The sequence below is a fragment of the Pseudoflavonifractor sp. BSD2780061688st1 E11 genome, from assembly GCF_005844125.1.
Taxonomy (GTDB): Bacteria; Bacillota; Clostridia; order Lachnospirales; family Lachnospiraceae; genus Sellimonas; species Sellimonas catena.
Genome location: NZ_SPHM01000011.1, coordinates 35,651 through 61,069 on the forward strand (window position 1 = coordinate 35,651; position 25,419 = coordinate 61,069).

Sequence of the window (25,419 nt, forward strand, 5' to 3'; positions counted from 1 at the left end):
TCGGAACACGTCCCCGTTGGCGAAATTGTAGAATGTTTTTGAAAGTGTTGTGTTTTCTGGGATTGGGGTGGTTTTTAATGGATTTTGACCTGTCCCCGATGGTGAATTTTCAGAAGATTCGGAATATATGGAAATGGGAGACGGGAGCAGGGGGATGTGATATGATAAGGGAGAATTGAAAGTGAAAGATGGGAGATTGAGATATGAGTTTTGCTGTTGTGACGTTGAAAAAGGGGGAGGGCCGGATGGTGAAGTCCGGTGGTGCCTGGATTTTTGATAATGAGATCGATAGTGTATTGGGTGAGTTTGATGATGGGGATATCGTGCTTGTCCATGATTTTGACGGGTATCCGATGGGCAGGGGATTTATTAACCGGCATTCAAAGATTCGTGTGCGGATGCTGACGAGGAATATTGATCAGGAGATTGATGAGGAGTTTTTCCGTATGCGCCTGAAAGATGCATGGGAGTATCGGAAGAAGACGGTGGATACATCGAGTTGCCGGATTGTGTTTGGCGAGGCGGATTTTCTTCCGGGCATGGTGATTGATAAGTTCTCGGATGTGCTGGTGTTTCAGGCGCTTGCTCTGGGAATTGACCGATATAAGGAACTGTTGATTGAGCTGCTCCGGGAGATTCTTTTGGAGGATGGTATCAGGATCCGCGGTGTGTATGAGCGCAGTGACGCGAAGGAGAGAGAGAAGGAAGGACTGAAAAAGGTGAAAGGATTCCTCGGAGAGGAATTTGATACGAATGTTGAGATCGTGGAGAATGGTGTCCGTTATATTGTGGATGTGAAGGATGGCCAGAAGACCGGATTTTTCCTGGATCAGAAGTATAATCGTCTGGCGATTCAGAAGCTCTGTAAGAATGCAAAGGTGCTGGATTGTTTTACACATACCGGATCGTTTGCACTGAATGCGGGAATTGCGGGCGCGGAGAGTGTGCTTGGTGTGGATGCGTCGGATCTGGCGGTAAATCAGGCCAGGGAGAATGCGGATCTGAACGGGCTTTCCGACCGGGTGAAATTTATCAGCCGGGACGTGTTTGAACTGCTTCCGGAGCTGGAGAAGCAGGGAGAAAAGTATGATGTTGTGATTCTGGATCCGCCGGCGTTTACGAAGTCCAGAAGTTCGATTAAAAATGCGGTGAAAGGCTACCGGGAAATCAACCTGCGTGGCATGAAGCTGGTAAAAGACGGTGGTTTTCTTGCAACCTGTTCCTGTTCTCATTTCATGGACTATGAGCTGTTTACGAAGACAATCGCTCAGGCTGCGAAAAATGTGCATGTAAGGCTCCGTCAGGTGGAATTCAGGACGCAGTCTCCGGATCATCCGATCCTGTGGGCGGCGGATGAATCGTATTATTTGAAGTTTTATATTTTTCAGGTCTGTCGTGACCGGTAAAAGGAGGAACAGTCTATGTTTTGTTTGAAAAATGAAGAACTGACACTGGAAATCGCTTCTCATGGAGCGGAGATGAGGTCTTTAAAGGACAATCAGACCGGACAGGAGTATCTGTGGGATGCGGATCCGGCTTTCTGGAAACGGACGTCCCCGGTGCTTTTCCCTCTGGTTGGAAACTACCGGGATAAGGAGAGTATCTATGAGGGAAAGACGTATTCGATGTCGCAGCATGGCTTTGCCAGGGATATGGATTTTACTGTGACGGAAGAAGCGGAAAATGAAATCTGGTTTGAGCTGCATGAAACGCCGGAAACAAAGGAAAAGTATCCGTTTGATTTCTGCCTGTCTATTGGCTACAGACTGGAAGGCAGAAGTGTGAAAGTGATGTGGAAAGTGGAAAATACAAATGAGAAGACAATGTATTTTTCCATCGGCGGCCATCCGGCGTTTGTCTGTCCGATTTCCGGGAAGGGAAAACAGACAGATTACCGGCTGCGTTTTGACGCGGAAGGTCCGGTGGTCTCCAGCCTCATCGGAGAGGGCGGCCTTCTGACAGAGGAAAAGGCCGAATATCAGCTGGAAAATGGAGAAATGCAGATCGCAGAAGACCTGTTTTCAAGAGACGCGCTGGTTATTGAAAACGACCAGGCACACAACGTAGCTCTTGTAGATCCGGAAGGAAATGCCTATGTGACAGTTGAGTTTGACGCACCGCTCTTTAGAATCTGGGCCCCGAAAGGCGGCAAGGCTCCGTTTGTCTGCATAGAACCGTGGTACGGAAGATGCGACCGGGCGGACTTCAGTAAGAAGCTGGAAGAAAGAGAATGGGGAAATATGCTGGAACCGGGCAGAATCTTTGAGAAATCCTACACGATCACAGTAGGATAAACCGCAAAATAGAACAATAAACTCAGCAAATCAAAAATAGAAAACAGAGGTGCCGGAGCTTTTCTGTACGTAATACCCGTACGAAGAAGTCCGCACCTCTGTTTTTCTATTGTGATGAGAAACTGTCCCGAATTTCAAATCGTTCTAAAGTTTCAGAATATTTCAAATTAGAGATATTTTCGATACAGATAAATTCCCCACAGATCGAAGCATCCGTCTGCCAGCAGTGTAAATCCGAGAAAACGGACAAAGAGAATCGTCGTCTCAAACGGATTGGCAATCAGAATAAGTCCGAAAAGTGCCAGCACCAGTGCCAGAATCAGGGAAATCCACCATCCGTCATAGTCAAGTCTCCGCAGTCGAAGTGACCGCTGAAGGATTCCGATGGCATCCAGCAGAATAATGATCCCAAGGACAAATGGCAGAATGGAAAGAATAATCCGCGGCTGTACCAGGCAGACGACTCCGACGACAATCAGAATCACGCCAAGAATCAGATCCATCTGAAAGGCGGATTCATATTCTTTTCTGCGCAGATAGGAGAATAGTCTGATTCCGCCGTAAAGCAGAGCTGCAATGCCGAGAAAGATGCAGAACAGACGGGTCAGTTCGGTTGGCTTGATCAAAAGTACAATTCCAAGTACAACATAGAGAAACGCCAGTATGTTGTGGCTGAAATGGAGCGTATACTCGTCTCCGGAATGTTTATATTTCATTTAGATTCTCCTTTCTATTCCTTCCAGATTAAAAGCAGGAGTGTACTCCTCCTTTGCGCTGGATTTTTCCTGCATATATCCATCAGTCATTCCGAGGCGTACTGCCTCATCCAGAACCTTTTCATATTCGTAGGTAGTGATGCGTCGATTAATTTCCGGAAAATCGGATGCGTGGTAAAAAGGTGTATACTGGCTCATCAGGCTTAAAAGGAAGCTGCCCTTTTCCAGATGGTCCGCCATCCAGTGCAGAAGACGGATCGAATCAGCTTTTTGTCCCGGAAGAACCATATGCCGCACAATGACGCCTTTCTCCAGAACTCCCTGCTGGTTAAACCGGGGAATGCCGGTCTGGCGGATCATTTCCGGAATGGCCCTGGATGCATAGAAAAAATAATCTCCTGCACGGGAATATTTCTGCGCAATGCCTGTATCATAGTATTTCAGATCCGGAAGAAAAATATCAATATAACCGGAGAGAAGCTGAAGGCTTTCCAACCGTTCATAGCCGCTGCAGTTATAGACAACAGGAACCCGGATCCGGTCTTTGACCAGGTCTAATGCAGAAACGACAGACGGCAGGTACTGGTCTGCAGTGACCAGACTGATATTTTCAGCCCCCTGTTCCTGAAGATCCAGAAAAATCCGGGCAAGTTCTTCCGTGGAAATCTTTTTCCCAAATCCCTCCTGACTGATCTGATAATTCTGGCAAAAGCAGCATTTTAATGTACAGCCGCTGAAAAATACAGTTCCGCTTCCTCCGGATCCGCTGATACATGGCTCTTCCCAGAAATGAAGGGCGGCTCTGGCCGCCGTGATTTCATCGGTACATCTGCAGAAACCGGTCTTGCTGGTCCGGTCGGCATGGCACATTCGGGGACAGAGCGTGCAGTCCTGATACATGAGCTTCAAATCCATCCCGGAGGATGGATGCGGTACAGTCGTCATAATATATTCCTCTCTTTTTTGCAAATTCCGGTAACTGTGCAGACAGGTTTATAAAAGGGTTCGGATGACCTCTTCTACCGAAGAAGTCTGATGTGCGGCGTAGCGCTCCACCCCTTTTGCACAGGTATCCATCGCATAGCTGTTTGGAGTGAATGCAAGCATCTCAATATCATTATACTGATCGCCGAACGTCATACATTCCTCCGGACGGATTTCAAGAGCAGAGGCGATAGCCGCAAGTCCGGTTCCCTTATCTGCATTCGGTGCAATAAAATCAAACCAGATATTTCCGGAGGTGACAATTTTAATACGATCCTGATACTTTTCGCGGAAATATCCGAACGAACGGTCTGCACCGTCAAAGTTACAGATTGCAACTTTCAGGCACAGAGCATCCAGCTGTGTCAGATCATCTGCAAGCTCCACATCATAGTGGACATGATTTTTAATATGGTCGTAAAGACGGTCATTTCCTTTTTCAACGTAGCACTTTTCCGGGCTGGAATAAAGAAGCGAGCAGTCCGGCTGACGGCGTGCTTCCAGAATAATTTCGTTGGCAAGATCCCGGTCAATCTGGCCGGAAGCAACCATTTTTCCCTCATGCATACAAAGAGAACCGTTTTCCGCAACATAGGAAATTTCATCCTGAAGCGGCGCAAAGAGACGGCGGATATTGGCGTACTGGCGGCCGCTTGCAGCGACAAAATGAATGCCTTTTTTCCTGAGGGCAGGAAGCAGTTCAAAAACTTCCGGAGATAGAGCCTGCGCTCCGTTTCTCAAAAGCGTACCGTCAAGGTCGCTGGCGATTAATCGTATCATGACAAATTCCTCCTTATCTGACATTACGGACCACAAGACAGTGTGACTGCTTCAGTTCCCGGAAGTCTTCTCTGGAAAATGTTAAAAGGTCCATTAAATGTTTTCTGTCTGTAAGTTCGCTCCGGGACAGAACCGTTTTAAAAACAACAGGGAGCATAGTATAGTTTGAAAGTCCGGAGACAAGTCCAAGCTGCTGGTTCGAGTTGACCAGATTTTTTACGCAGGAAATCATAACATGCTCAGTAGAAGAAATCTGGTTGTGAAGGATATAGGTTCCGAGGAATCCGTTTTCAGAGTAGTCTCCGGTATAAAAGCCGCTGCAGCTTCCGGGATTTTTAAAATCGCGGACATCATTATAAAGATGAACGCGGTAAGGATCATCAGGAGAAACCGGAGGATACTGTTCAATAAGGCTGCGGACAATCTCCTTTTCAGAACCGCTGTATGTATACATATATATAACCTCGGCATTATGATCAGTCTCAGAATGCTCATTAGAAAGAACCGAGGTGCCGGAAAGAAGGGCAGACGGTGAAATACGGAGAATTTTTGCCGTTTCAAGAAACGTTGTCATATCCAGGGAAATCTCGCCTTTTTCATATTTGGAAATCGTTGAGATGCTTTTATGGAGTTTATCGGACATCTCTTTTAAAGTCATATTATAGGCGGTACGATATTTTTTTATATTTTGTCCGATGATTTTATTGACATCCATATCAAAAACCTTTCATAATAATCGATTATTTTATGAAAAATGCACAAAGAGCTTGGCGCCGAAAAAATTAAGCAGGAATCTTTGTGCTTTTTCGACTGAGCCTATAATATCACGAGAAAAATTTTCGTGTCAAGAAAACGAAGAAGATTTGCAGGAAATACGTTCAGCTTATAAAATAGTTCCAGATAAAAACGGAAGGAGAAAAAAGATGCAGGTAGAAGAGAGGCTTATGAGGTACATTACCGTAAAGACACCGTGCGATGAGAATGTGGAATGTGTACCGACAACAAAATGTCAGTTTGACCTTGCGGAAATTCTGGTCCGGGAACTGAAAGAGCTTGGAATAGAGGACGCAAGACTGGATGCCCATTGTTTTGTATATGGGACCTTAAAAGCGACGGAAGGATACGAGAACCGGAAGAAAATCGGGTTTATCGCCCATATGGATACTGTATCCGAATTCTGTGAAGGAGAAATCACCCCGGTCCGTATCGAGAATTACGATGGGGAAGACGTAAAGCTGAAAGAATGCGGACGGGTAATCAGTACGGAGGATTTCCCTCACCTGAAAGAGTGGAAAGGAAGAACCCTGATCACTTCAGACGGGCGTACCATTCTTGGAGTGGATGATAAGGCCGGAATTGCAGAAATTATGGAGATGCTCCGGATCGTTATTGAGGAGAAAATTCCGCATGGACAGATCAGTGTTGCGTTTACGCCGGATGAAGAATGTGGTTTGGGGGCCGCATACTTTGATCTGGACGCTTTTGATGCGGATGTGGCCTATACTCTGGATGGAGATGGCGAGGGAGAAATTCAGTACCAGAATTTCAATGCCTGTGAAGCAAGATTTTCAGTAGAAGGGAAAAGCGTCCATCCGGGATCAGCCAAGAACGTGATGATCAATGCGGTACTTCTGGCAGCAGAAATCAATCAGATGCTCCCGAAATATGAAACGCCGAGATATACAGAAGGTTATGAAGGATTTTATCATCTTCTGACCATTCACGGAGATGAAAGCCATGCGGTAATGGAGTATATTGTACGTGACCATGATGAGACAAGTTTCCGTGCAAGAAAGGAAACACTCCGGCATATTGAAAAATCCATGAATGAAATCTGGGGTGAAGGAACTGTTTCCCTTGAACTGAAAGATGAATATAAAAACATGGAATGTATTGTAAAAGATCATTTTTATCTGATCGAAAATGCAAAAAAAGCATGTGAGCTGGCAGGAGCCATGCCTGTCATCTGCCCGATCAGGGGAGGTACGGATGGATGCAAGCTTTCTTTTAAAGGGCTTCCTTGTCCGAATCTTGGAACAGGAGGACATGGATATCATGGACCGCTGGAGCATGTATCGGTAGAAGGAATGGAAAAAGCGGTACAGATTATTGTAGAACTTGTAAAAATATTTGCAGAAAAGTAGAGGAAAACAGGATATGGAAAAGAAAAAGAAAAAGCTGTCGTTCCCGTCAGCATTGACCGTGTTGTTTATTGTGTTGATTTTTGCGGCGATCCTGACAGCGGTTGTGCCTGCGGGTCTGTATTCCAAGCTGGCTTATAACGCACAGACGGAAATGTTTGAAGTTACAAACCCGGAGGGCGAAATCACGGAAATGGATCCTACCCAGGAGACGCTGGATGAACTGGGAGTTACCGGAAATCTGGACAAATTTCTGGATGGAACCATCAGCAAACCGGTTGCGATTCCGGGAACTTATGAAACAGTAGAACAAAACCCGCAGGGAGTTTTTGAAATTCTTCTGGCACCAATCAGCGGGGTATATGATTCGATTGATATCATTCTTTTTATCTTTGTTCTTGGTGGATGCATCGGTGTCCTGAATTATATGGGAGCATTCAATTCGGCGATTGCGGTTCTGTCAAAGATTACAAAGGGAAAGGAATACATTCTGATTGTCCTGATTACGATTATTATTGCGGCAGGAGGAACAACGTTCGGACTTGCGGAGGAGACGATCGCTCTGTATCCGATTCTGGTTCCCGTCTTTTTGGCGGCGGGGTATGATGTCATCGTGTGTATCGCAGCGATCTATATGGGATCATCGATCGGAACCATGTTCCCGACGATTAATCCGTTTTCAGTAGGAAACGCATCCAATGCGGCGGGAATCAGCCTGGCGGACGGAATGGGATTCCGTTTCGCGGCATTGATCATCGGTGTGATTATTACACTGGTTTATATTCTGCGCTATGCGAAAAAGGTAAAAGCGGATCCGACAAAATCAATCTGCTATGATCAGTACGAATATCATATGAAAAAGTTCGGGCATCAGGGGGAGGTTCCGGAATTTACAGGACGCATGAAACTTTCTCTGGCCGTATTTGGAATTACTTTTGGGGTGCTTGTATGGGGACTGGTTGCAAAGCAGTGGTGGTTTGACAGCATGACCGCACTCTTTCTGGCGTGCGCGATCATTCTTGCCTTCACCTCCGGAATCGGAGAAAAGAACTTCATGGATCAGTTCATCGGCGGAGCAGCCGACCTGATGAGCGTTGCACTCGTTGTCGGTGTTGCCCGCGGAATTAATATCATTCTGGAAAATGGGATGGTGTCGGATACAATTCTGGCATTCTTCTCCGGAGCAATCAGCGGAATGAATCCGGTTCTGTTTATTATCCTGATGATGCTTGTATTTATCGTGCTTGGATTTTTCATTTCCTCTTCATCGGGACTGGCAGTGCTTTCTGTGCCGATTATGGCACCGCTTGCGGACACGGTGGGTGTATCCAGAGCGGCGATTGTTTCTGCTTATGCATACGGGCTCGGACTGATTTCCTTTATTACGCCGGCCGGACTGATTCTGGCTTCTCTTGCCATGGTAGATGTAACATACGATAAATGGCTGAAATTTATTATGCCGCTGATGGGAATCATGGCAGGATTCAGTGCGGTAATGCTTGTAATTCAGCTGTTCCTGTAGCGGATGACCAAGTCAGGGGACAGCAAGAGTGTCCCCTGATGGAATAGGGAGGACAAGATGGATTTTGAGAAAAAGATCAAAGATGACAGAGAAAGTCTGATCCGGGATATTATGAAGCTTGTTTCCATAGACAGTGTGGAAAGTAAACCGGCGGAGGGAATGCCGTTTGGAGAAGGTCCTGCAAAGGCACTTCAATGTTATCTCGGCCTGGCGGAGGCAGCAGGTCTTCAGACAGAAAATTTTGATAATTATGCAGGACATGCGGACTATGGAAACGGGGAAGAAACAGTCGGAATTCTGGGACATGTGGATGTTGTCCCGTGCGGGGAAGGATGGATCTGTGATCCCTTCCGGCCTCGGATTATAGATGGAAAACTATATGGAAGAGGTGTGCTGGATAATAAAGGACCAATGGTGGTATGTCTCCATGCAGTAAAAATTCTAAAGGAAATGGGGATTCCTTTGAGCAAAAAGATCCGTCTGATTGTAGGAGCGAACGAAGAGACAGACTGGAAATGCATGGATTATTATTTTGGAGTAAAGAAAATGACTCCTCCGCAGATTTCATTCACGCCGGATGCGGAGTTCCCTTTGAATCATGCGGAAAAAGGGGTGTTCCAGTACCAGCTTGTGACAGACCTGAAGGAAAAGATCGAACTTTCCGGAGGCAATGCATACAACTCGGTAGCGGAATCAGCATCGGCTCTCCTTCCGGCAGGTTTGGAAGAAACGGTGCGGGAGCGGATGCCAAAGTGGGAAGAAGCAACCAGCTGTAAAATCAGCTGTGAGACAGAAAAGCAGGGTGTGAGGCTGTCTGTTCGGGGATTTGCGGCCCATGCGGCCAGCCCAGCTAAAGGGATCAATGCGGTCAGCGGGATGATGTACATGATTGCCGATCTGGGACTGGAAGGGGAACTTTCAGAGATTGCCCGGTGGTATATGAAGAATATTGGATTTGACCTTCAGGGAAAAGGTCTTGGAATCGATCTTTCCGACGAGATCTCAGGGGCTCTAAGCTTTAATGTGGGGAAAGTGGAAGTCATTGATGGAAAACTGATCCTGTCCATTGATAACCGGGTTCCGGTTACATACAAATGTAAAGAAGTGCAGGATCTGCTGGAAAAGAATCTGGAAGAAAGCCGGTTCCGGTTTGAAAATCCTCAGATTACAGAAGCAATCTATGTGCCAAAAGACAGCTTCCTTGTAACCACACTGATGGATGTTTACCGGGAGATAACACAGGATTATGACGCAGAACCACAGGTGGACGGAGCGTGCTCCTATGCGAGAGCACTGGAAAACTGTGTAGCGTTTGGGGCTATTCTTCCTGGACAGCCGGATCTGATGCATCAGAAAAATGAATATCTGGAACTGGACAAACTGGATCTGTGGATGAAAATCTATCTGGAGGCAATCTACAGACTGGCACAATAAAGCTTCATGAAGACAAGAGCTGCACGGAAAAGATACGTGCGGCTCTTGTCGGGTTTCGGGAGAGTTATGAAATTTCGAGTTTTAGGAAGAAAAGATAGGACGGTACAGTTGTCAAAAAAATACAAAACAAGTATAATAAAACCAGAGTGAGGAAAATCACCAGAACAGAAAGGAACGAGTATGAAAATAGGAATTGCAAATGACCACGCATCTGTAGAGATGAAACAGCAGGTTGTGGCATATTTAAAAGAAAAAGGATATGATGTAGTAAATTATGGCACGGACTCCACTGAGAGCTGTGATTATCCGGTCTATGGTGAGAAAATCGGACATGCGGTGGCATCCGGGGAAGTGGATTTTGGAATCGCGATCTGCGGTACCGGACTTGGAATTTCCCTTGCGGCAAACAAGGTCCACGGAATCCGGGCTGCCGTCTGCAGCGAACCGTACACCGCCAGACTGTCAAGACAGCATAACAACGCAAATATTCTTGCGTTTGGTTCCCGTGTAATTGGAATTGAACTTGCTAAGATGATTATCGACGAATTTCTTGGCGCTGAATTCGAAGGAGGCCGCCACCAGAGAAGAGTCGATATGATCATGGATGTAGAAAGAAGAGAGTCCAAACTGGATTAATCAAAAAGGAGGAAAAAAAGATGTATGCAGTATTTGATGAAACTCTTGTAACCGGAAATGAGATGATTGACGCTCAGCACAAGGAGCTGATCGGAAAGATCGCAGACCTGGAAGAAGCCTGCGAGACACACAGAGACAAGGCGACAGCAGTGAAGCTTCTTAATTACCTTGCTGACTACACAGATTTCCACTTTGCAGCGGAAGAAAAGCTTCAGGAAGAGATTGCTTATCCGGGGCTGGAAGAGCACAAGGCAAAACACGAAGAATTCAAGCATGCGGTAGAAGATCTGCATGAAATGCTGGAAGAAGAGGAAGGCCCGACAGATGCGTTTGTCAAAGCGCTCAATGAGACCGTGACAGACTGGCTGTTCCGCCATATCAAGGGATTTGACCGCTCCGTGGCCGAATACAAAAACATGAGACAGAACAGTGAAAATTTATAAAAATAACTATTGTATATTCAGATTTAGCGTGTTAGAATAAATGCGTATGGAAAGCAGATATTCGTAAAGTTCTCCATGCAAATATTTTCTTAGCGGCCGGAGGCTGCATTATTGATTGAGTTAGAAGCTCAAATTTTATAAGTTGGTTACTTTATAACCGGTGTGCAACAGCATACACAACTTGTGAAACGGTCAATAAGAGTAGTAAAAGTAAAAATATTTGCTATATAGACTCTACGCCAATATCTGTCTGAATATGCGATAAAACTGTATATGTATCCGCACAGTTTCTTTGACTGTGCGGAAAGAAGATAGAAAAGACACAAGTAAATGGTATGTATGCCGTCTGCCTGTGTCTTTTTGTTTTGCGGAAAACTTTCTCTCAGAAGGAGTTCCGGCCTGGATCAGGGCAGGCATATCAATACGTAAGGGAGTAAGTGGAAATGGAGATGTTATCACAGAAGAGAGCGCCGATCTACGAGGCGCTGGAACGGTTCCGGAAAATGAGAATCGTGCCGTTTGATGTTCCGGGCCACAAACACGGACGTGGGAACCCGGAACTGGTGGAGCTTTTGGGAAGCAAGTGTGTCGGTATTGACGTCAATTCGATGAAGCCGCTTGACAATCTCTGCCACCCGGTTTCTGTCATCAAGGAGGCGGAAGAGCTGGCAGCGGATGCATTTGGAGCGGCGCATGCCTTTCTGATGGTTGGCGGGACGACATCGGCAGTGCAGAGCATGGTGCTGTCCTGCTGTAAAAAGGGCGACAAGATTATTCTGCCGAGGAATGTCCACCGCAGCGTCATCAATGCGCTTGTGCTCTGCGGAGCAAAGCCGGTATATGTGAATCCGGATGTGGATCATCATCTGGGGATTTCTCTTGGAATGAAGGTATCCCAGGTGGAAAAGGTTATCCGGGAGAATCCGGACGCGGTGGCAGTGTTTGTGAATAATCCGACCTACTACGGTATCTGTTCGGATCTGCGCACGATCGTAAAGCTTGCCCATGAATACAATATGCTCGTACTTGCCGACGAGGCACATGGAACCCATTTTTATTTTGGAGACGGACTTCCGGTTTCTGCCATGGAAGCGGGAGCGGATATGGCGTCGGTCAGTATGCATAAATCCGGCGGAAGCCTGACGCAGAGTTCCTTCCTTCTGACAGGACCGAATGTCAATGCAGGATATGTGCGCCAGATCATCAATCTGACCCAGACGACAAGTGCGTCCTATCTGCTTCTTTCAAGCCTCGATATTTCCAGGAGGAATCTGGCGCTTCGCGGGAAAGAAGCATTCGCAAAGGTGGCGGAACTTGCCGAGTATGCGAGAAAAGAGATCAACCAGGTCGGAGGATACTATGCGTTTGCAGGAGAGATGAAAAACGGAAGCAGTGTGTTTGATTTCGATCCGACCAAACTTTCGGTACATACGCTGGACATCGGCCTTGCGGGGATCGAGGTGTACGATATTCTGCGGGATGAATATGATATTCAGATTGAATTCGGGGATCTTGGAAATATTCTGGCATACCTTTCCATCGGAGACAGGAAGCAGGAAGTGGAGCGGCTTGTCAGCGCCCTTGCGGACATTAAGAGACGGTATCAGAAAGACAAGACAGGAATGCTTTCACAGGAATATATTCCGCCGAAAGTTGTGATGACTCCGCAGGAATCCTTCTATGCAGAGAAAGAATCCCTCCCTCTGGAAGAGACGAGAGGACGGATCTGCAGCGAGTTTGTGATGTGCTACCCTCCGGGAATCCCGATTCTCGCACCGGGTGAGGAGATCACCGATGAGATTATTGACTATATTGTCTATGCCAAGGAAAAAGGATGTTCCATGACCGGGCCGGAGGATGAGAAGATCGAGCGGCTCAACGTACTGAAGGAGGAATAAAAAATGGAAATGTGGTTTTCAGATGAACATACGGACCATGCCAGACTGTCCCTTCGTGTGGAACGGCAGCTGTTCAGTGCCGAGAGCGAATTCCAGCGGATCGATGTGCTGGAATCGACGGAATTCGGCAAGGTTCTTGTGGTGGACGGAGATCTGATGCTGACGGAAAAGGACGAATTCATCTATCATGAGATGATTACCCATGTACCGATGGCAGTCCACCCGGATGTGAAAAAGGTGCTCGTTATCGGCGGAGGCGACGGAGGCGTTGTCCGGGAGCTGATTAAATACGAGACGATCGAGACCATCGATGTGGTGGAGATTGATCCGCTTCTTGTAGAGGTCTGCCGGAAATATATCCCGGAGATCGCCTGCAGCCTGACGGACCCGAGGGTGGCAATCTACCATGAGGACGGTCTGCGGTTTATCCGCTCCCGAACCGATGAATACGATCTGATTATCATCGATTCCCCGAATCCGTTCGGACCGGGCGAAGGATTGTTTACAAAGGAATTTTACGGAAACTGTTATAATGCCCTTCATGAAGACGGAATCATGATCAATCAGAACGAGAGTCCGTTCTATGCAGAAGAAGCGTACCAGTGCCAGCGGATGCACAAGCGGATTGTGGAAACCTTTCCGATCTGCCGGGTGTACCAGGCACACATTCCATCCTACCCGTCCGGACACTGGCTTTTCGGATTTGCGTCAAAACGGTATCATCCGCTGGATGACTTAAACGGCGTAGCATGGAAACTTCGGGGAATCAGCACGAGATATTATGCACCGAGGCTTCACGCGGGTGTGTTTGCCCTTCCGGTGTATGTGGAGGAACTGTTAAAAGATGTTGAAGAAAAACGTAATTAATTTTATCGGATGTGATGCGGAATATGAGGATGCCAAGGTCGTCCTCTACGGTGCGCCGTTTGACTCTACCACATCCTACCGTCCTGGAACGAGATTTGCCGGACAGGCCATCCGGAATGAGTCTTACGGACTTGAGACATACAGTCCGTATCAGGACAAAGATCTTCTGGACTGCCATGTCTTTGACAGCGGTGATCTGGAACTTGCCATCGGGGATTCCGAAAAGGTGCTTGCTGCCATTGAGGAGCGTGCAGGTGAAATTTTAAAGGACGGGAAACTTCCGTTTCTGATCGGAGGAGAGCATCTTGTGACCCTTGGAAGCATCCGGGCCGTGGCAGGGCAGTACCCGGATCTTCATATCATCCATCTGGATGCCCACACGGATCTTAGAGAGGACTATCTGGGTGTGAAACTTTCCCACGCCTGCGTCATCCGGCGCTGCTGGGAGATTCTGGGAGACGGAAGGATCCATCAGTTTGGAATCCGCTCCGGGGAAAAGGAAGAGTTTTCCTGGGCAGCAGAGGGACATACAAACCTGCATCCCTTTGATCTGGAAGGGCTGGAAGAAACGATCGAAAATCTGAAAGGAAAGCCGGTTTATTTTACGGTGGATCTGGATGTTTTGGACCCGTCGGTATTTCCGGGGACAGGAACGCCGGAACCGGGCGGAGTCGATTATATGACGCTGCAGCGGGCAGTGACCGCTGTCTGCAGCAATGTGAACCTTGTAGGGTGTGACGTCAACGAGCTGTGCCCGCCGTATGATGCAAGCGGGGTGTCCACAGCCGTGGCATGTAAAATTATCAGAGAAATGATGCTGGCAATCGGCAGATAAAAGTAGAAGGAGGAACTTATCATGGGAAAAGTACTTGTAATCGGATGCGGCGGTGTCGCAGGAGTAGCAATTCAGAAATGCGCACAGAATGACGCGGTGTTTGACGAGATCTGCATCGCAAGCCGTACAGTATCCAAGTGTGACGCGCTGAAAGAAAAACTGGAAGGAAAGACAAAAGCAAAAATCACAACCGCGCAGGTGGACGCGGACAACGTGCCGGAACTTGTGGAGCTGATCAAGAAGGTACAGCCGGATGTCGTGCTGAACCTGGCGCTTCCGTATCAGGATCTGACGATCATGGATGCCTGCCTGGAAACCGGCGTACACTATGTGGACACAGCAAACTATGAGCCGGAAGATACGGCAAAGTTTGAATATAAATGGCAGTGGGCGTACCGCGAAAAATATGAAAAAGCAGGAATCACAGCCCTGCTTGGAAGTGGATTCGATCCGGGCGTGACAAGCGTTTTTTCCGCTTATGCGCTGAAACACTATTTTGACGAAATCAACTACATCGATATTCTGGACTGCAACGGCGGAGATCATGGATACCCGTTCGCAACCAACTTTAACCCGGAGATCAATATCCGGGAAGTGTCCGCAAAAGGCTCCTACTGGGAGGATGGACACTGGGTAGAAACCGAGCCGATGGAAATCAAAAGAGAGTATGATTTCCCGGAAGTAGGAAAGAAGGATATGTACCTTCTGCACCATGAAGAGATCGAGTCTCTGGCACTCAACATCCCGGGCATCAAGAGAATCCGTTTCTTCATGACATTCGGACAGAGCTACCTGACTCACCTGAAATGTCTGGAAAATGTAGGAATGACATCCATCGAGCCGATCATGTACGAAGGAAAAGAGATCGTACCGCTTCAGTTCTTAAAGGCTGTCCTTCCGGATCCGTCCACTCTGGGACCGAGAACAAAAGGAAAGACCAATATCGGATGTATCTTTATCGGAAAGAAAGACGGAAAAGAGAAGAAACTCTACATTTACAATACGTGCGATCATCAGGAATGCTACAAGGAAGTAGGTTCCCAGGCGGTTGCCTACACAACAGGTGTTCCAGCCATGATCGGTGCGATGCTTGTGATGAACGGTACCTGGCAGAAACCGGGCGTCTTCAATATGGAAGAGTTTGATCCGGATCCGTTCATGGATGCACTGAACAAATGGGGACTGCCGTGGAAGATCTGTGAGAACCCGGAACTGGTAGATTAGGGCGCGGCCATGAGAAAAGAAGAACTTCGCACGCCGTGCTATATTGTACAGAAAGAAAAGCTGGAAGCGAATCTGCGGGTATTAAAGCAGCTTCGCGAGGAGACCGGGTGCCGGATCCTGCTGGCCCAGAAGGCATTTTCCATGTATTCACTGTACCCGCTCATCGGGGAATATCTGGACGGGACGACGGCCAGCGGGCTTTATGAGGCCAGACTGGGGGCGGAGGAGATGGGGAAGGAAAACCACATCTTCTCCCCTGCTTACCGGAAGGAAGAGTTTGACGAGATTCTTTCCCTCTGCGGACATATTGTTCTGAATTCCCCGGCCCAGATCCGAAAATATAAAGACCGGGTGAAAAAAGCAGGGAAAAGTCCGGGAATCCGGGTAAACCCACAGTGCTCCACCCAGGAGGGGCATGATATTTACGATCCATGTGCGCCGGGATCACGCCTTGGAACAGTGAAGGAACAGTTGACGGAAGAACTGATGGACGGTATTGAAGGCATTCATTTCCATACGCTCTGCGAGCAGAATTCCGATGATCTGGAAGTGACGCTGCGGGCGGTGGAGGAGCAGTTCGGGGCGTGGCTTCCAAAGATGAAGTGGATCAATTTTGGCGGCGGCCACCATATTACAAGAAGCGATTATGACATTAAACGGTTAAAGCGGTGCATCTGCCATATGCAGGAAACATACGGACTGGAAGTCTATCTGGAACCGGGGGAGGCCGTCGCGCTGAATGCGGGGACGCTTCTGACGGAGGTGCTGGAGACAATGGAAAACGGCGTCCGGATCGCCATTCTGGACACTTCCGCAGCATGCCATATGCCGGATGTACTGGAAATGCCGTACCGTCCGCCGCTGAAAGATGCAGGCCTTCCGGATGAGAAGCCTTACACATTCCGTCTTGCCGGCCCGACCTGTCTTGCGGGAGATGTGATCGGTGATTATTCTTTTGACCATCCGATCGCACCAGGGGAATGGCTGGAATTTCAGGATATGGCAATCTATACGATGGTAAAAAACAATACCTTTAACGGGATGAAACTTCCGGATATCGTATTGGAAGATCAGGGAGACTATCAGATCATCCGAAGCTTTGGATACGACGAATTTAAACGTAGACTCTAAAAAATAATAGACACAGTGTTGCATTTCAAGTCTTTTTATATTATAGTGAAAGAAGAAAAAGAGGAGGATGTCGGCATGACAGGACAGAAAGTGGATAAAAGAGTTGCGAGAACCAAGACAAGATTAAAAGAAGGTCTGGCAGATCTGATGACGGAAAAAAGTATTCAGGAGATTACGGTAAAAGAGCTTGTGGCCCATGTCCACATCAACCGTTCTACTTTTTATCTGCACTACTCTGATATTTCCAACATGCTTGAAAATGTGAAGCAGGAGCTGATAGAGGAGATTGCCGAAGTGATGGAAACTTATCCGCCGGAACCATTTTCCGAGCAGAGTGTTCTGTTTATGAAGGACATCTTCTTTTCTCTCGGGAGAAACCGCAAACTGTATCGATCTCTTATGGGAGAAAACGGGGATCCGGCCTTTGTTCAGGAGGTAGAGGATCTTGTCGGAGAGAAGTGCCTGACCGGACTGAAGCGCCAGTTCCCGAATGAGATGAATGTATTGAAATATTCCTACCGGTTTTGTCTGTCAGGCTGTGTCGGGCTCATCCGCTACTGGCTCCAGAAAGATCCGGAGGAATCGGAAACGCCGGAAGAGATGGCAGATATTGCATTCCGCTTTATTATGAGCGTGATCCGCGATACGCACCCAAGAGTCCGGAGATAACAGGGGGGACGAAGATGCAGATTGAGACGTTGAAACAGGCGGGAGCCATTTATCTGGAACAGATCCAGGAAGGATTTGATCAGTGCGACTGGGTAGAATTCACACTGGATGCCGGGGAAGCTGTGGATAAACTGTCCGCAGAATGGGAGGCATGTGGAAAAGAGAATGCCTGGGCGGATTTTTATTACTTCACTCTTCCCGATGAGGCGAAGGAAAAGATCAGGGAAAGCCTGACGGAAGAGGAAAACAGGTACCTAAAAGAGCTGGAAGCGGAGGAAGACGGCATCATTTTTCCGCTGGAGGAACGGCTTCTGAGGCTGCTTGCGAAGCTGAATGAGACCGAGATGCTCTTTTCCACCTTTTACTTTACTAATCCGGCAAGCACCTGGTGGGGAAATTACCGGAAAAACTATGTGGTGTTCCGGGAAAAGAAATGAAAAAGCAGCGATGAGAGTGAATAGAAAAAACAGATAAGGAAAGGACATGGAGCATTTTCCGGCTCCATGTCCTTTCTGTCTGTGGCTCTTTATTCTTCTTCCGGTTCTTTTTCGACCTTTGATACAAGTGCGGACTGGATTCTTCTTCTGGAGATCGCATCTACGTGGATGTGAATATCCCCGACATCCAGATCGACAGTTGTACCATCTTTCGGGATCGTCTTCAGATTGCTGAACACCATTCCGCCAAGTGTGGTATAGTCGGAAGATTCCGGGAGATCGATGTCCAGTTCTTTTGCGATGTCATCGACATCTGCGGTTCCGGTGACTCTCCAGAGATTTTCTTTGAGCTGTTCGATCTCCGCCGGTTCGTTTTCATCAAATTCATCGTAGATATTTCCAAAGATTTCTTCCACCAGGTCTTCCAGCGTTACAATACCGGAAGTATCGCCGTACTCGTCAACCACGATTGCAATGTGCAGTTTCTGCTTCTGCATATCACGGAAGAGCGTGGATGCATGAACAGTTTCCGGGATAAAGTATGCCGGACGCAGAAGTTTACGGATGTCCGTTTTCTCACCGTTGGCGCGGGAAAGCAGGAATGTACGCGCATTAAGTACACCGATAATGTCGTGGAGATCATTCTGGTATACAGGGTAACGGGAAGTACCGGATTCCGTAATAAGCTGCGTGATTTCTTCATCGGTAGCATCCGCTGAGATGGCGATGATCTCAGATTCATGTGTCATACAGTTCCGGACAATGGTGTCATTAAATTCCAGCACATTCTGGATCCATTCTTTCTCATCGCTGTCAATTGATCCGTTCTCTTCTCCGAGCTCTACCATGAGACGAATCTCATCCTCCGTTACGGTCTCTTCTTCCGCTTCCGTCTTCATACCAAACAGCTTCAGTACAAGATTGGTAGAAAGAGAAAGAAAGGCAACTGCCGGCTTCATAATCAGAGCAACAAAAGAAACTACACGATAGACAAATTTTGCTACAGCAAAGGATTTCTGCATGGCAATCCGTTTTGGAACCAGTTCACCGAAAATCAGTGTGAAATAGGAAAGAATAATGGTGATCACGATAACGGAGAGTGTATCCAGTACTGAGACCGGGAGAGAATGAAATCCCAGGTCTTTGTATACCCAGTCTACCAGATAGCCGGAAAAGTTGTCCGCGGCAAACGCACTGCCGAGGAATCCTGCCAATGTAATTCCGATCTGGATGGTTGAGAGAAATCCGGAAGGCTCTTCCACCAGTTTCAGAAGACGGGCACAGGTTTTATCGCCGTCCTCCGCCGATTTCCGAAGTTTGGAGGCATTCAGTGAGATCACTGCGATCTCCGCCGCCGCAAAAAATGCATTTAAAAAGATAAGAATGACCTGCAGCAAAAGCTGGGGTAATATAGAATTCATAAATCAGTTCTCCTTTATTCATCATATTATTTGTAAAAATGTAAAAGCTTCAAATGCCGGTAAAATACAGGCGCTGTCATAGCCGAAGCCGGATAAAAAAACACAAAAAGGCATAGCCTGTTGTTTCATGAAACGACAGACTATACCTCATATCCGGATTTATGTTCATTTTTACAAAATTATGATGCTCAGAATCACCGTCGCTTGAGTCGTCCATAAAAATGTAATACATCCTTTCTGAAAATAATCATCTGTTACTGACAGATGTCGAGATGATTATATAGGATGGCGGTGAAAATGTCAATAGCGCAGTCTGAGAGTTCTCATACGACGCGTATCCGGAACCGGTTCAGGTTCAGGCATCAGGAAACCCGACCGGACATTTCATAGACCTTTTCGGCAGCCGCCATGGTGGACTCGCGGTGGGAGACGATGACGATTGTTTTGTCCCGGCCCAGATCTTTGAGAGATCTCAGAATGATGCTTTCGTTGAGGGAATCCAGGTTGCTGGTCGGCTCGTCCAGAAGGATGAGCGGAGCATCGTGGAGAAACGCTCTTGCCACCCCGATCCTCTGCTTTTCTCCGCCGGAGAGAGTATCTCCGAGTTCGCCGACCATGGTGTCATATCCATTCGGAAGGCTCATGATAAACTCATGGAGAGATGCCTTTTTCGCGGCTTCCTCGATTTCAGCACGGGATGCGCCCGGCTTTGCGACCGCGATATTGTTGGCAATGGAATCGTGGAAGAGACTTGTCTCCTGGGTGACATAACTTTCCATATCCCGGAGATCCTTCGTGTTGATCGAAGCAATCTCCCGTCTGTCGATCTGGATGGAACCGCTGTCCGTATCATAAAAGCGCATCAGAAGTTTGAGAAGCGTGGATTTTCCGGAACCGCTCTTTCCATGCAGACCGATCCGGCTTCCCTTTGGTATGGAAATGGAATAATCGGTGAGGATCTGTTCCTCCTCGTACGCAAAGGAAAGATTCTGACATTCGACAGACCCGAATTCAGACGGTTCTTTTCCGGTGACTTCTTCAATTTCCGGTTCTTCTTCCAGAAGAGACAGAACACGTTCGCCGCTTGCAAGTGTCTGCATCAGATTATTGGAAAGTCCGGACAGCGCCACGACTGGGCCAAAGGAGCCCATCATCAGAATCGTACACAGAAAAGCGCCTTCCATATCCATCCGGCCTTCCATGCACATCCATGCGCATAAGAAGAGCATCCCGAAAGAAAAGAACAGGATGAGGAGACTTGTCAGTCCTCTCTGGTTTCCTTCCAGCTCTTTCATCACAGTCTGTTTCCGGTTGAGTTCCTTGCTCCGCGCTTCCAGTTCTTCCATCCGTTTTTTACCGCAGCCGTACTGGATTGTCTCATCCAGTCCCCGAAGGCTGTCCAGAACAAAACTGTTCAGCTCACCGAATTCATTCCGGAATGCCATTCCGGATCCGGCACCTTTCCGTGAATTCCACACCGGAATGAGAACGCCGACTGCCACATAGCCGCACAGCGCAAAGATTCCTGCCGGGATGCTGTAGCGGAAGAAAAAAACTTCCATGATCAGGCAGGTCAGCACGGCAATGGCAATCGGTGAAATGGTGTGGGCATAAAACACTTCCAGAAGTTCAATGTCCGTCGTCAGGATGGAAATCAGATTTCCTTTATCCTTCCCGTCCAGCTTTGCCGGACAGAGACGGCGGAGGGCGGCAAAGACCTTATGACGGATCAGCGCCAGCAGCTTGAACGCGATATAGTGGTTGCATGCCTGTTCACCGTAGTGGAGAATGCCTCTGAGAATGGCAGCAGCCCCAAGACAGAGAAACAGAAATCTCAGTGAAAATCCGCCCGTCAGGCCGGAAAGCTTCAGAATTCCGGCGCCGGCCATGACCGTAAGGAAAATAGCGCACAGATAGCCGGCTACGCCCAGAAGGATGGCCGCAAGCATGACATGGAGCAGAGGACGTACCAGTCCGATCAGCTGTCCCATGATTTTGATTCCGCTTCGTCGTTTCATGATTCAATCCCCCTTATTCTGCATAAATCCTGCTGTTTTTTGAACATGGCCGCATAACTGCCGTTTTGCAGCATCAGTTCTTCGTGTGTGCCGCTCTCGGAGATTTCCCCTTTTTCCATCATGTAGATGCAGTCGGATGCCGTCACATTGGCCAGACGGTGGGAAATAAAGAGAATGGTCTTTGTCTTTGCGAGTTCCCGGACCACTTCCATGATCTGGTCTTCGCTTTCTACATCAATATTCGACGCCGCTTCGTCGAGAATGTACATTGGCGTATCATGGAGAAGGGCTCTTGCAATGGCAAGACGCTGTCTCTGACCGCCGGAGAAATTGCTTCCCTGCTCCTCGAGCACCGTATCCAGTCCGTTCTGGTTTTCCAGAAATTCCAGAAGACGCACTTTCTGAAGCGCATCTTTCATCTCGGAATCGGACGCATCAGGATTTCCCATCCGGAGATTGTCCCGGACCGTTCCTTTAAAGAGATAACTGTTGTGGCGGATCAAGGTGACGGCATGCATCAGATTCTCCTCACGAATTTCGGATACCGGAATTCCGTTGATCCGGATCCGGCCGCGGAAGTTCTGAATTTTTCCAGTCAGAAGAGCGGCGGCAGTACTTTTTCCACAGCCGGAAACACCGACAAGGGAGATAAAGCTGCCTGCCGGAATGGTCAGGGAAATATCCTTTAATACCGGTTTCTCTTTTTCATAGGAAAATTCTACGTGGTCAAAGGATGCCTGTACCGGACCGGCTTCCAGACGCTTTGTCCCGCCCTGTCCTTCCTCCAGATCCAGAATCCGGAAAATCTTGTCACTTGCGGACATTCCGTTCATGGCAATGTGGAAGAAAGAACCAAGGAGCCGGAGAGGAATGAAAAATTCCGATGCCAGAAGGATAATGGTAAATGCTCCGGCAAAGCTGACGTGTCCGTCCGCGTATTCCAGTACGGTGACGATCATTCCGATGGCCGCGCCGCCGTAGGCGACAAGATCCATCACACTGACAGAATTCAGCTGCATGGTCAGTACCTTCATGGTAATCTTGCGGAAGCGTTCGGCCTCTTCATCCATCTCACAGGCTTTCATTCCGTCTGCCTGATAGATTTTCAGAGTTGTCAGTCCCTGCAGATTTTCCAGAAAACTGTCGCCGAGCTCCGTGTAGATTCCCCAGTATTTATTCAGCAGTTTTTTGGCGAATTTCTGCACCGCCACAATGGATACCGGAATCAGCGGCACACAGATCAGAAGAATGAGGCTTGCCTTGAGGCTGACAGGCGCCAGCACAAGAAACAGTGTGACCGGAGCCAGAAGGCTGTAAAACAGCTGCGGAAGATATTTTCCATAGTAGATCTCCAGCTGTTCCACCCCTTCGGTGGTTACCTGTACGACCTCGGAAGTCGGTACCTTTTCTTTATACGATGCACCGATCCGCAGAAGTTTTTCATAAATCTGGCGGCGCAGCACAAGCTTGACATCGGAACTTGCCCTGCCCGAAGCGATGGCGGCCATTTTTTCGCAGCCAAAGCGGACAAGAAGCGAAAGAACCGCAATGACGGCGGTCCGGGTCCAGATTCCCTGATTCAGTGTGCCGTCCATCAGACTTTGCAGAAACGTACCTGCCGCAAAGATGGCCGCGATCTGAAACAAAAGAGCGATCCACTGCCAGAGAATATTCTGGATAATATATTTTTCAGATCCCTTCAAAAGCTTCATGAGCCTTGTCTTGATCATATCATTGTTCTCCTTTTAGTTTTTTCTTTTCTTTCATCGAGCAGATCATGTGATCCACTGCCATAACGGGATGGTGCAGCAGCATCCTTGGACCGGAAAACCGCATGACTTCCCGGATCCGTTCCCGCATTTCCGGGCGGTAGCAATGCACGCGGCAGTTGCTGCAAAAGGTTTTTGATTCCATGAACGGACAATGGTCCGAGCGAAGGTGCGAGTAGGAACGAAGCTCCAGACATTCCGGGCAGAGCTGTTCCTTTGCTGTATGATGCTTTTTACGGCAGTAGAGAGCGATCATCAGATCGACGACCTGCTTTTCACGCTCTCTTTTGTCTGCCGTGCTGAGATTCTTCCTCATGACTGCTCACCCTGCGGGATAGTACGGATTTTTGTAAAAAAGTAGGTGTATTTAAAGAGGATCAGGAAAACGATGAAAAGTCTGCCCGGCAGATTTGACATCATGTACATAGCGATCAGAAGCATGGCAGAAGCCGGAAGCAGAATACAGAGCTTCGTCTTCAACGTCATGGCCCGTTCCTTTACAAAACTGTCCAGATGATTCTGGTACAGACGTGTTCCCATAAACCAGCGGTGGAACCGTTCAGAGCCTTTTGCAAAACAAAAAGAGGCTACCAGAAGAAACGGTGTGGTCGGCAGTACCGGAAGTACGACGCCCACAGCGCCGAGAGCGAGTGACAAAAAGGCTGCGATCAGCCACAAAAAGCGAAAAGGATTTCGTTTCATAAATACCTCCTGATTTACTTAATGGATAGTCTCAACTAACTTGCGGACCTATCCTAGCATAGGAGGCAAGAGGATTTCAAGCAAAAAAAATGTTCCGGGGACGGAACATTTTGGAAAAGGACCCGGAAAACAGTCTGTTTTCTGCGGGTCCTGATTGTTCCGCCCCTGGAACAAAGAGCTGTTTATTTAAAAATCATGATCATTCTGGCGCGGCTTTTTGGCATATGCACCGGCCCGACAGAGCAGGTAAACTCCATTTCCACACTGGCCTGCAGAATCCGCTCCTCCTCCCGATAAAAGAAATCCAGAGGCTGGATCGGAAAGACAAATGCATCTTCCCGTCGTCCGCATGGCCGGGAATCGCCGTGGATGAAACAGGAGAGACTGTCCACCTGCCCGCGCATCCGCATGCCGCGGACACGGGAATCCTGTTCCACCTCCCGGATTTTCAAAAAGACTTCGCCCTTTCCCTCCTGAATCCGGAGCAGCCCGGGATGGAAAAAGCCCTGATCCGCCATGGAAAGCTGTGCTTCCTCTTTCCCAACCTTGTAGATGGAGAAGGCAAATTCGTACTCTCCGTCCGGAAGCTGGAAGCAGAGCCGGTCTCCCGGAATTTCAGTAACAGATTTCAGGGAAGCAAAGAAAATGGAAAGACGGTGCCGGGAATACAGTTTTTTTCGGGTGTCCGTCGAAAGCGCACAGACAGTCCGTCTGGCTTCCTCTTCTAACAGGTCACCCTGCAGAAAAATCTCCGACTGTAACCATTCTTTCATCTGGTCAACTTCCTGCCGGAGAGCACGGGCTGCCTTTTCGCCGTCAGGGGATAACATTGTTTTCCCAGGTTCCGCCACGTAGCCCATCTCAAAAAAGGCACCCAATGTCCGGCTGAACGTGGATTTGGCAACACCGCAGGCTTTTGCAGCCGCAGTTACGGATAAAGGCTGGTCTTTCCTTTCATATAAAAAGAGCAGATATTTGATTTTCTCTTCTGCCAGATCTCTGGTCATGCCGTTTCACCTCATTTTGGTTAGCAATATCTAACCAAAACAGTAGCATTGAAACGACCGGATGTCAATTCTTTTTTTGCCCGAAAGCAACATACTGTGGACTATGACATCATTACAAGCCGGGCCACAGCAATCGGATCATCCTCAGAGAAGCCCTGAGCACAGTATAAAATCGTGTGGACATAGTCTGCCTCCAAAGACAGTGCAAGTGCGATCTCTTCTACAGATTTTCCCTCTCCATAAACGGAAAGGACCTGTTGAACATCAGAAATGGTTTTGGCAAGCGCCGGATCCTGAGTCTCATCTGAACCGGTGGATGGAATTTCGTCCTCAGGGAGCATGAAATCTTCCAGTTTCAGCTCCTTCTTCTCCTCGTTTTCCTTGTAATATTCTTCGGACAGCTCCCAGTCCGTCGTATCAAATGAATTTTCTTTGTCAGCCATGGAAAAACCTCCTTTAAAAATAGGTGACTTTATTGTAATATGAACAAC

25 protein-coding genes are annotated in these 25,419 nt (G+C 48.0%); 14 read left to right on the plus strand and 11 right to left on the minus strand.

Annotated features, from left to right (window positions below):
• Nucleotides 1-203 precede the first annotated feature (203 nt).
• A complete protein-coding gene (locus FGQ85_RS06815) occupies nucleotides 204-1,406 on the plus strand; it encodes a class I SAM-dependent rRNA methyltransferase (RefSeq protein ID WP_138373017.1) in 1,203 nt (400 codons plus the stop codon).
• Nucleotides 1,407-1,421: 15 nt separating this feature from the next.
• Nucleotides 1,422-2,294: an aldose 1-epimerase family protein gene (locus FGQ85_RS06820; protein ID WP_138373018.1), complete on the plus strand. Its 873-nt coding sequence runs from the start codon at nucleotides 1,422-1,424 to the stop codon at nucleotides 2,292-2,294.
• Nucleotides 2,295-2,461: 167 nt separating this feature from the next.
• Here FGQ85_RS06820 and FGQ85_RS06825 read toward each other — a convergent pair whose 3' ends face one another.
• From FGQ85_RS06825 to FGQ85_RS06840, 4 genes are read right to left on the minus strand one after another with little or no spacing between them, the layout of a single operon-like run.
• Entirely contained in the window at nucleotides 2,462-3,010 is a 549-nt protein-coding gene (locus FGQ85_RS06825; RefSeq protein ID WP_087166815.1) for a DUF308 domain-containing protein, read from the minus strand.
• Nucleotides 3,011-3,955 carry a radical SAM protein gene (locus tag FGQ85_RS06830; RefSeq protein WP_243128498.1) on the minus strand — a complete coding sequence of 315 codons (945 nt, stop codon included), beginning with the start codon at nucleotides 3,953-3,955 and terminating at the stop codon, nucleotides 3,011-3,013.
• A 48-nt stretch (nucleotides 3,956-4,003) separates the two neighbouring features.
• Complete coding sequence (locus FGQ85_RS06835) at nucleotides 4,004-4,774, minus strand: HAD family hydrolase (protein WP_138373019.1); 771 nt, start codon at nucleotides 4,772-4,774, stop codon at nucleotides 4,004-4,006.
• Nucleotides 4,775-4,787: 13 nt separating this feature from the next.
• Entirely contained in the window at nucleotides 4,788-5,489 is a 702-nt protein-coding gene (locus tag FGQ85_RS06840; RefSeq protein WP_087166817.1) for a helix-turn-helix transcriptional regulator, read from the minus strand.
• A 208-nt stretch (nucleotides 5,490-5,697) separates the two neighbouring features.
• On the opposite strand from FGQ85_RS06840, the gene pepT reads away from it, so the two are divergent.
• The 12 genes from pepT (at nucleotide 5,698) to FGQ85_RS06900 (ending at nucleotide 18,011) form a co-directional block, all read left to right on the plus strand.
• Nucleotides 5,698-6,918 carry a peptidase T gene (pepT, locus tag FGQ85_RS06845; protein WP_138373020.1) on the plus strand — a complete coding sequence of 407 codons (1,221 nt, stop codon included), beginning with the start codon at nucleotides 5,698-5,700 and terminating at the stop codon, nucleotides 6,916-6,918.
• Nucleotides 6,919-6,931: 13 nt separating this feature from the next.
• On the plus strand, nucleotides 6,932-8,437 hold the full coding sequence (locus tag FGQ85_RS06850) for a YfcC family protein (protein WP_118636761.1): 1,506 nt from the start codon (nucleotides 6,932-6,934) through the stop codon (nucleotides 8,435-8,437).
• A 57-nt stretch (nucleotides 8,438-8,494) separates the two neighbouring features.
• Nucleotides 8,495-9,871, plus strand: coding sequence for a dipeptidase PepV (gene pepV, locus FGQ85_RS06855; RefSeq protein ID WP_138373021.1), 1,377 nt, complete (start codon nucleotides 8,495-8,497; stop codon nucleotides 9,869-9,871).
• Between the two features lie 180 nt (nucleotides 9,872-10,051).
• Nucleotides 10,052-10,507, plus strand: coding sequence for a ribose 5-phosphate isomerase B (gene rpiB / locus FGQ85_RS06860; protein WP_087252225.1), 456 nt, complete (start codon nucleotides 10,052-10,054; stop codon nucleotides 10,505-10,507).
• Nucleotides 10,508-10,527: 20 nt separating this feature from the next.
• A complete protein-coding gene (locus FGQ85_RS06865) occupies nucleotides 10,528-10,950 on the plus strand; it encodes a hemerythrin family protein (protein ID WP_087166822.1) in 423 nt (140 codons plus the stop codon).
• Nucleotides 10,951-11,393: 443 nt separating this feature from the next.
• Nucleotides 11,394-12,848 carry an aminotransferase class I/II-fold pyridoxal phosphate-dependent enzyme gene (locus tag FGQ85_RS06870; RefSeq protein ID WP_087166823.1) on the plus strand — a complete coding sequence of 485 codons (1,455 nt, stop codon included), beginning with the start codon at nucleotides 11,394-11,396 and terminating at the stop codon, nucleotides 12,846-12,848.
• Nucleotides 12,849-12,851: 3 nt separating this feature from the next.
• Nucleotides 12,852-13,715: a polyamine aminopropyltransferase gene (gene speE / locus FGQ85_RS06875; RefSeq protein ID WP_087166935.1), complete on the plus strand. Its 864-nt coding sequence runs from the start codon at nucleotides 12,852-12,854 to the stop codon at nucleotides 13,713-13,715.
• Nucleotides 13,693-14,550 (plus strand): agmatinase, encoded by an 858-nt coding sequence (speB, locus tag FGQ85_RS06880; RefSeq protein ID WP_138373022.1) that lies wholly within the window; start codon nucleotides 13,693-13,695, stop codon nucleotides 14,548-14,550. Before speE ends, speB begins: the two co-directional genes overlap by 23 nt.
• Before the next feature lie 21 nt (nucleotides 14,551-14,571).
• Nucleotides 14,572-15,774, plus strand: a complete 1,203-nt coding sequence (locus FGQ85_RS06885; RefSeq protein ID WP_087166825.1) for a saccharopine dehydrogenase family protein — start codon at nucleotides 14,572-14,574, stop codon at nucleotides 15,772-15,774.
• Nucleotides 15,775-15,783: 9 nt separating this feature from the next.
• Complete coding sequence (gene nspC / locus FGQ85_RS06890; protein ID WP_138373023.1) at nucleotides 15,784-16,905, plus strand: carboxynorspermidine decarboxylase; 1,122 nt, start codon at nucleotides 15,784-15,786, stop codon at nucleotides 16,903-16,905.
• 75 nt (nucleotides 16,906-16,980) lie between these two features.
• Nucleotides 16,981-17,574: a TetR-like C-terminal domain-containing protein gene (locus FGQ85_RS06895; RefSeq protein ID WP_087166827.1), complete on the plus strand. Its 594-nt coding sequence runs from the start codon at nucleotides 16,981-16,983 to the stop codon at nucleotides 17,572-17,574.
• A 14-nt stretch (nucleotides 17,575-17,588) separates the two neighbouring features.
• A complete protein-coding gene (locus FGQ85_RS06900; RefSeq protein ID WP_118636757.1) occupies nucleotides 17,589-18,011 on the plus strand; it encodes a hypothetical protein in 423 nt (140 codons plus the stop codon).
• Nucleotides 18,012-18,100: 89 nt separating this feature from the next.
• On the opposite strand, the gene FGQ85_RS06905 is transcribed toward FGQ85_RS06900, so the two are convergent.
• The 7 genes from FGQ85_RS06905 to FGQ85_RS06935 form a co-directional block, all read right to left on the minus strand.
• On the minus strand, nucleotides 18,101-19,432 hold the full coding sequence (locus FGQ85_RS06905) for a hemolysin family protein (protein WP_138373024.1): 1,332 nt from the start codon (nucleotides 19,430-19,432) through the stop codon (nucleotides 18,101-18,103).
• A 362-nt stretch (nucleotides 19,433-19,794) separates the two neighbouring features.
• The gene (locus tag FGQ85_RS06910; protein WP_138373025.1) at nucleotides 19,795-21,450 is read right to left on the minus strand and encodes an ABC transporter ATP-binding protein; all 1,656 of its coding nucleotides are present in this window, start codon (nucleotides 21,448-21,450) and stop codon (nucleotides 19,795-19,797) included.
• Complete coding sequence (locus FGQ85_RS06915) at nucleotides 21,447-23,180, minus strand: ABC transporter ATP-binding protein/permease (protein WP_138373026.1); 1,734 nt, start codon at nucleotides 23,178-23,180, stop codon at nucleotides 21,447-21,449. Before FGQ85_RS06915 ends, FGQ85_RS06910 begins: the two co-directional genes overlap by 4 nt.
• Nucleotide 23,181: 1 nt before the next feature.
• Nucleotides 23,182-23,535: a nitrous oxide-stimulated promoter family protein gene (locus FGQ85_RS06920; protein WP_118636753.1), complete on the minus strand. Its 354-nt coding sequence runs from the start codon at nucleotides 23,533-23,535 to the stop codon at nucleotides 23,182-23,184.
• Nucleotides 23,532-23,921, minus strand: coding sequence for a YbaN family protein (locus tag FGQ85_RS06925; RefSeq protein ID WP_087166832.1), 390 nt, complete (start codon nucleotides 23,919-23,921; stop codon nucleotides 23,532-23,534). The genes FGQ85_RS06920 and FGQ85_RS06925 overlap by 4 nt, the downstream gene beginning before the upstream one ends.
• 182 nt (nucleotides 23,922-24,103) lie before the next feature.
• Complete coding sequence (locus tag FGQ85_RS06930) at nucleotides 24,104-24,928, minus strand: helix-turn-helix domain-containing protein (protein WP_118636751.1); 825 nt, start codon at nucleotides 24,926-24,928, stop codon at nucleotides 24,104-24,106.
• Nucleotides 24,929-25,029: 101 nt separating this feature from the next.
• A complete protein-coding gene (locus tag FGQ85_RS06935; protein WP_138373027.1) occupies nucleotides 25,030-25,371 on the minus strand; it encodes a hypothetical protein in 342 nt (113 codons plus the stop codon).
• Between the last annotated feature and the right edge of the window lie 48 nt (nucleotides 25,372-25,419).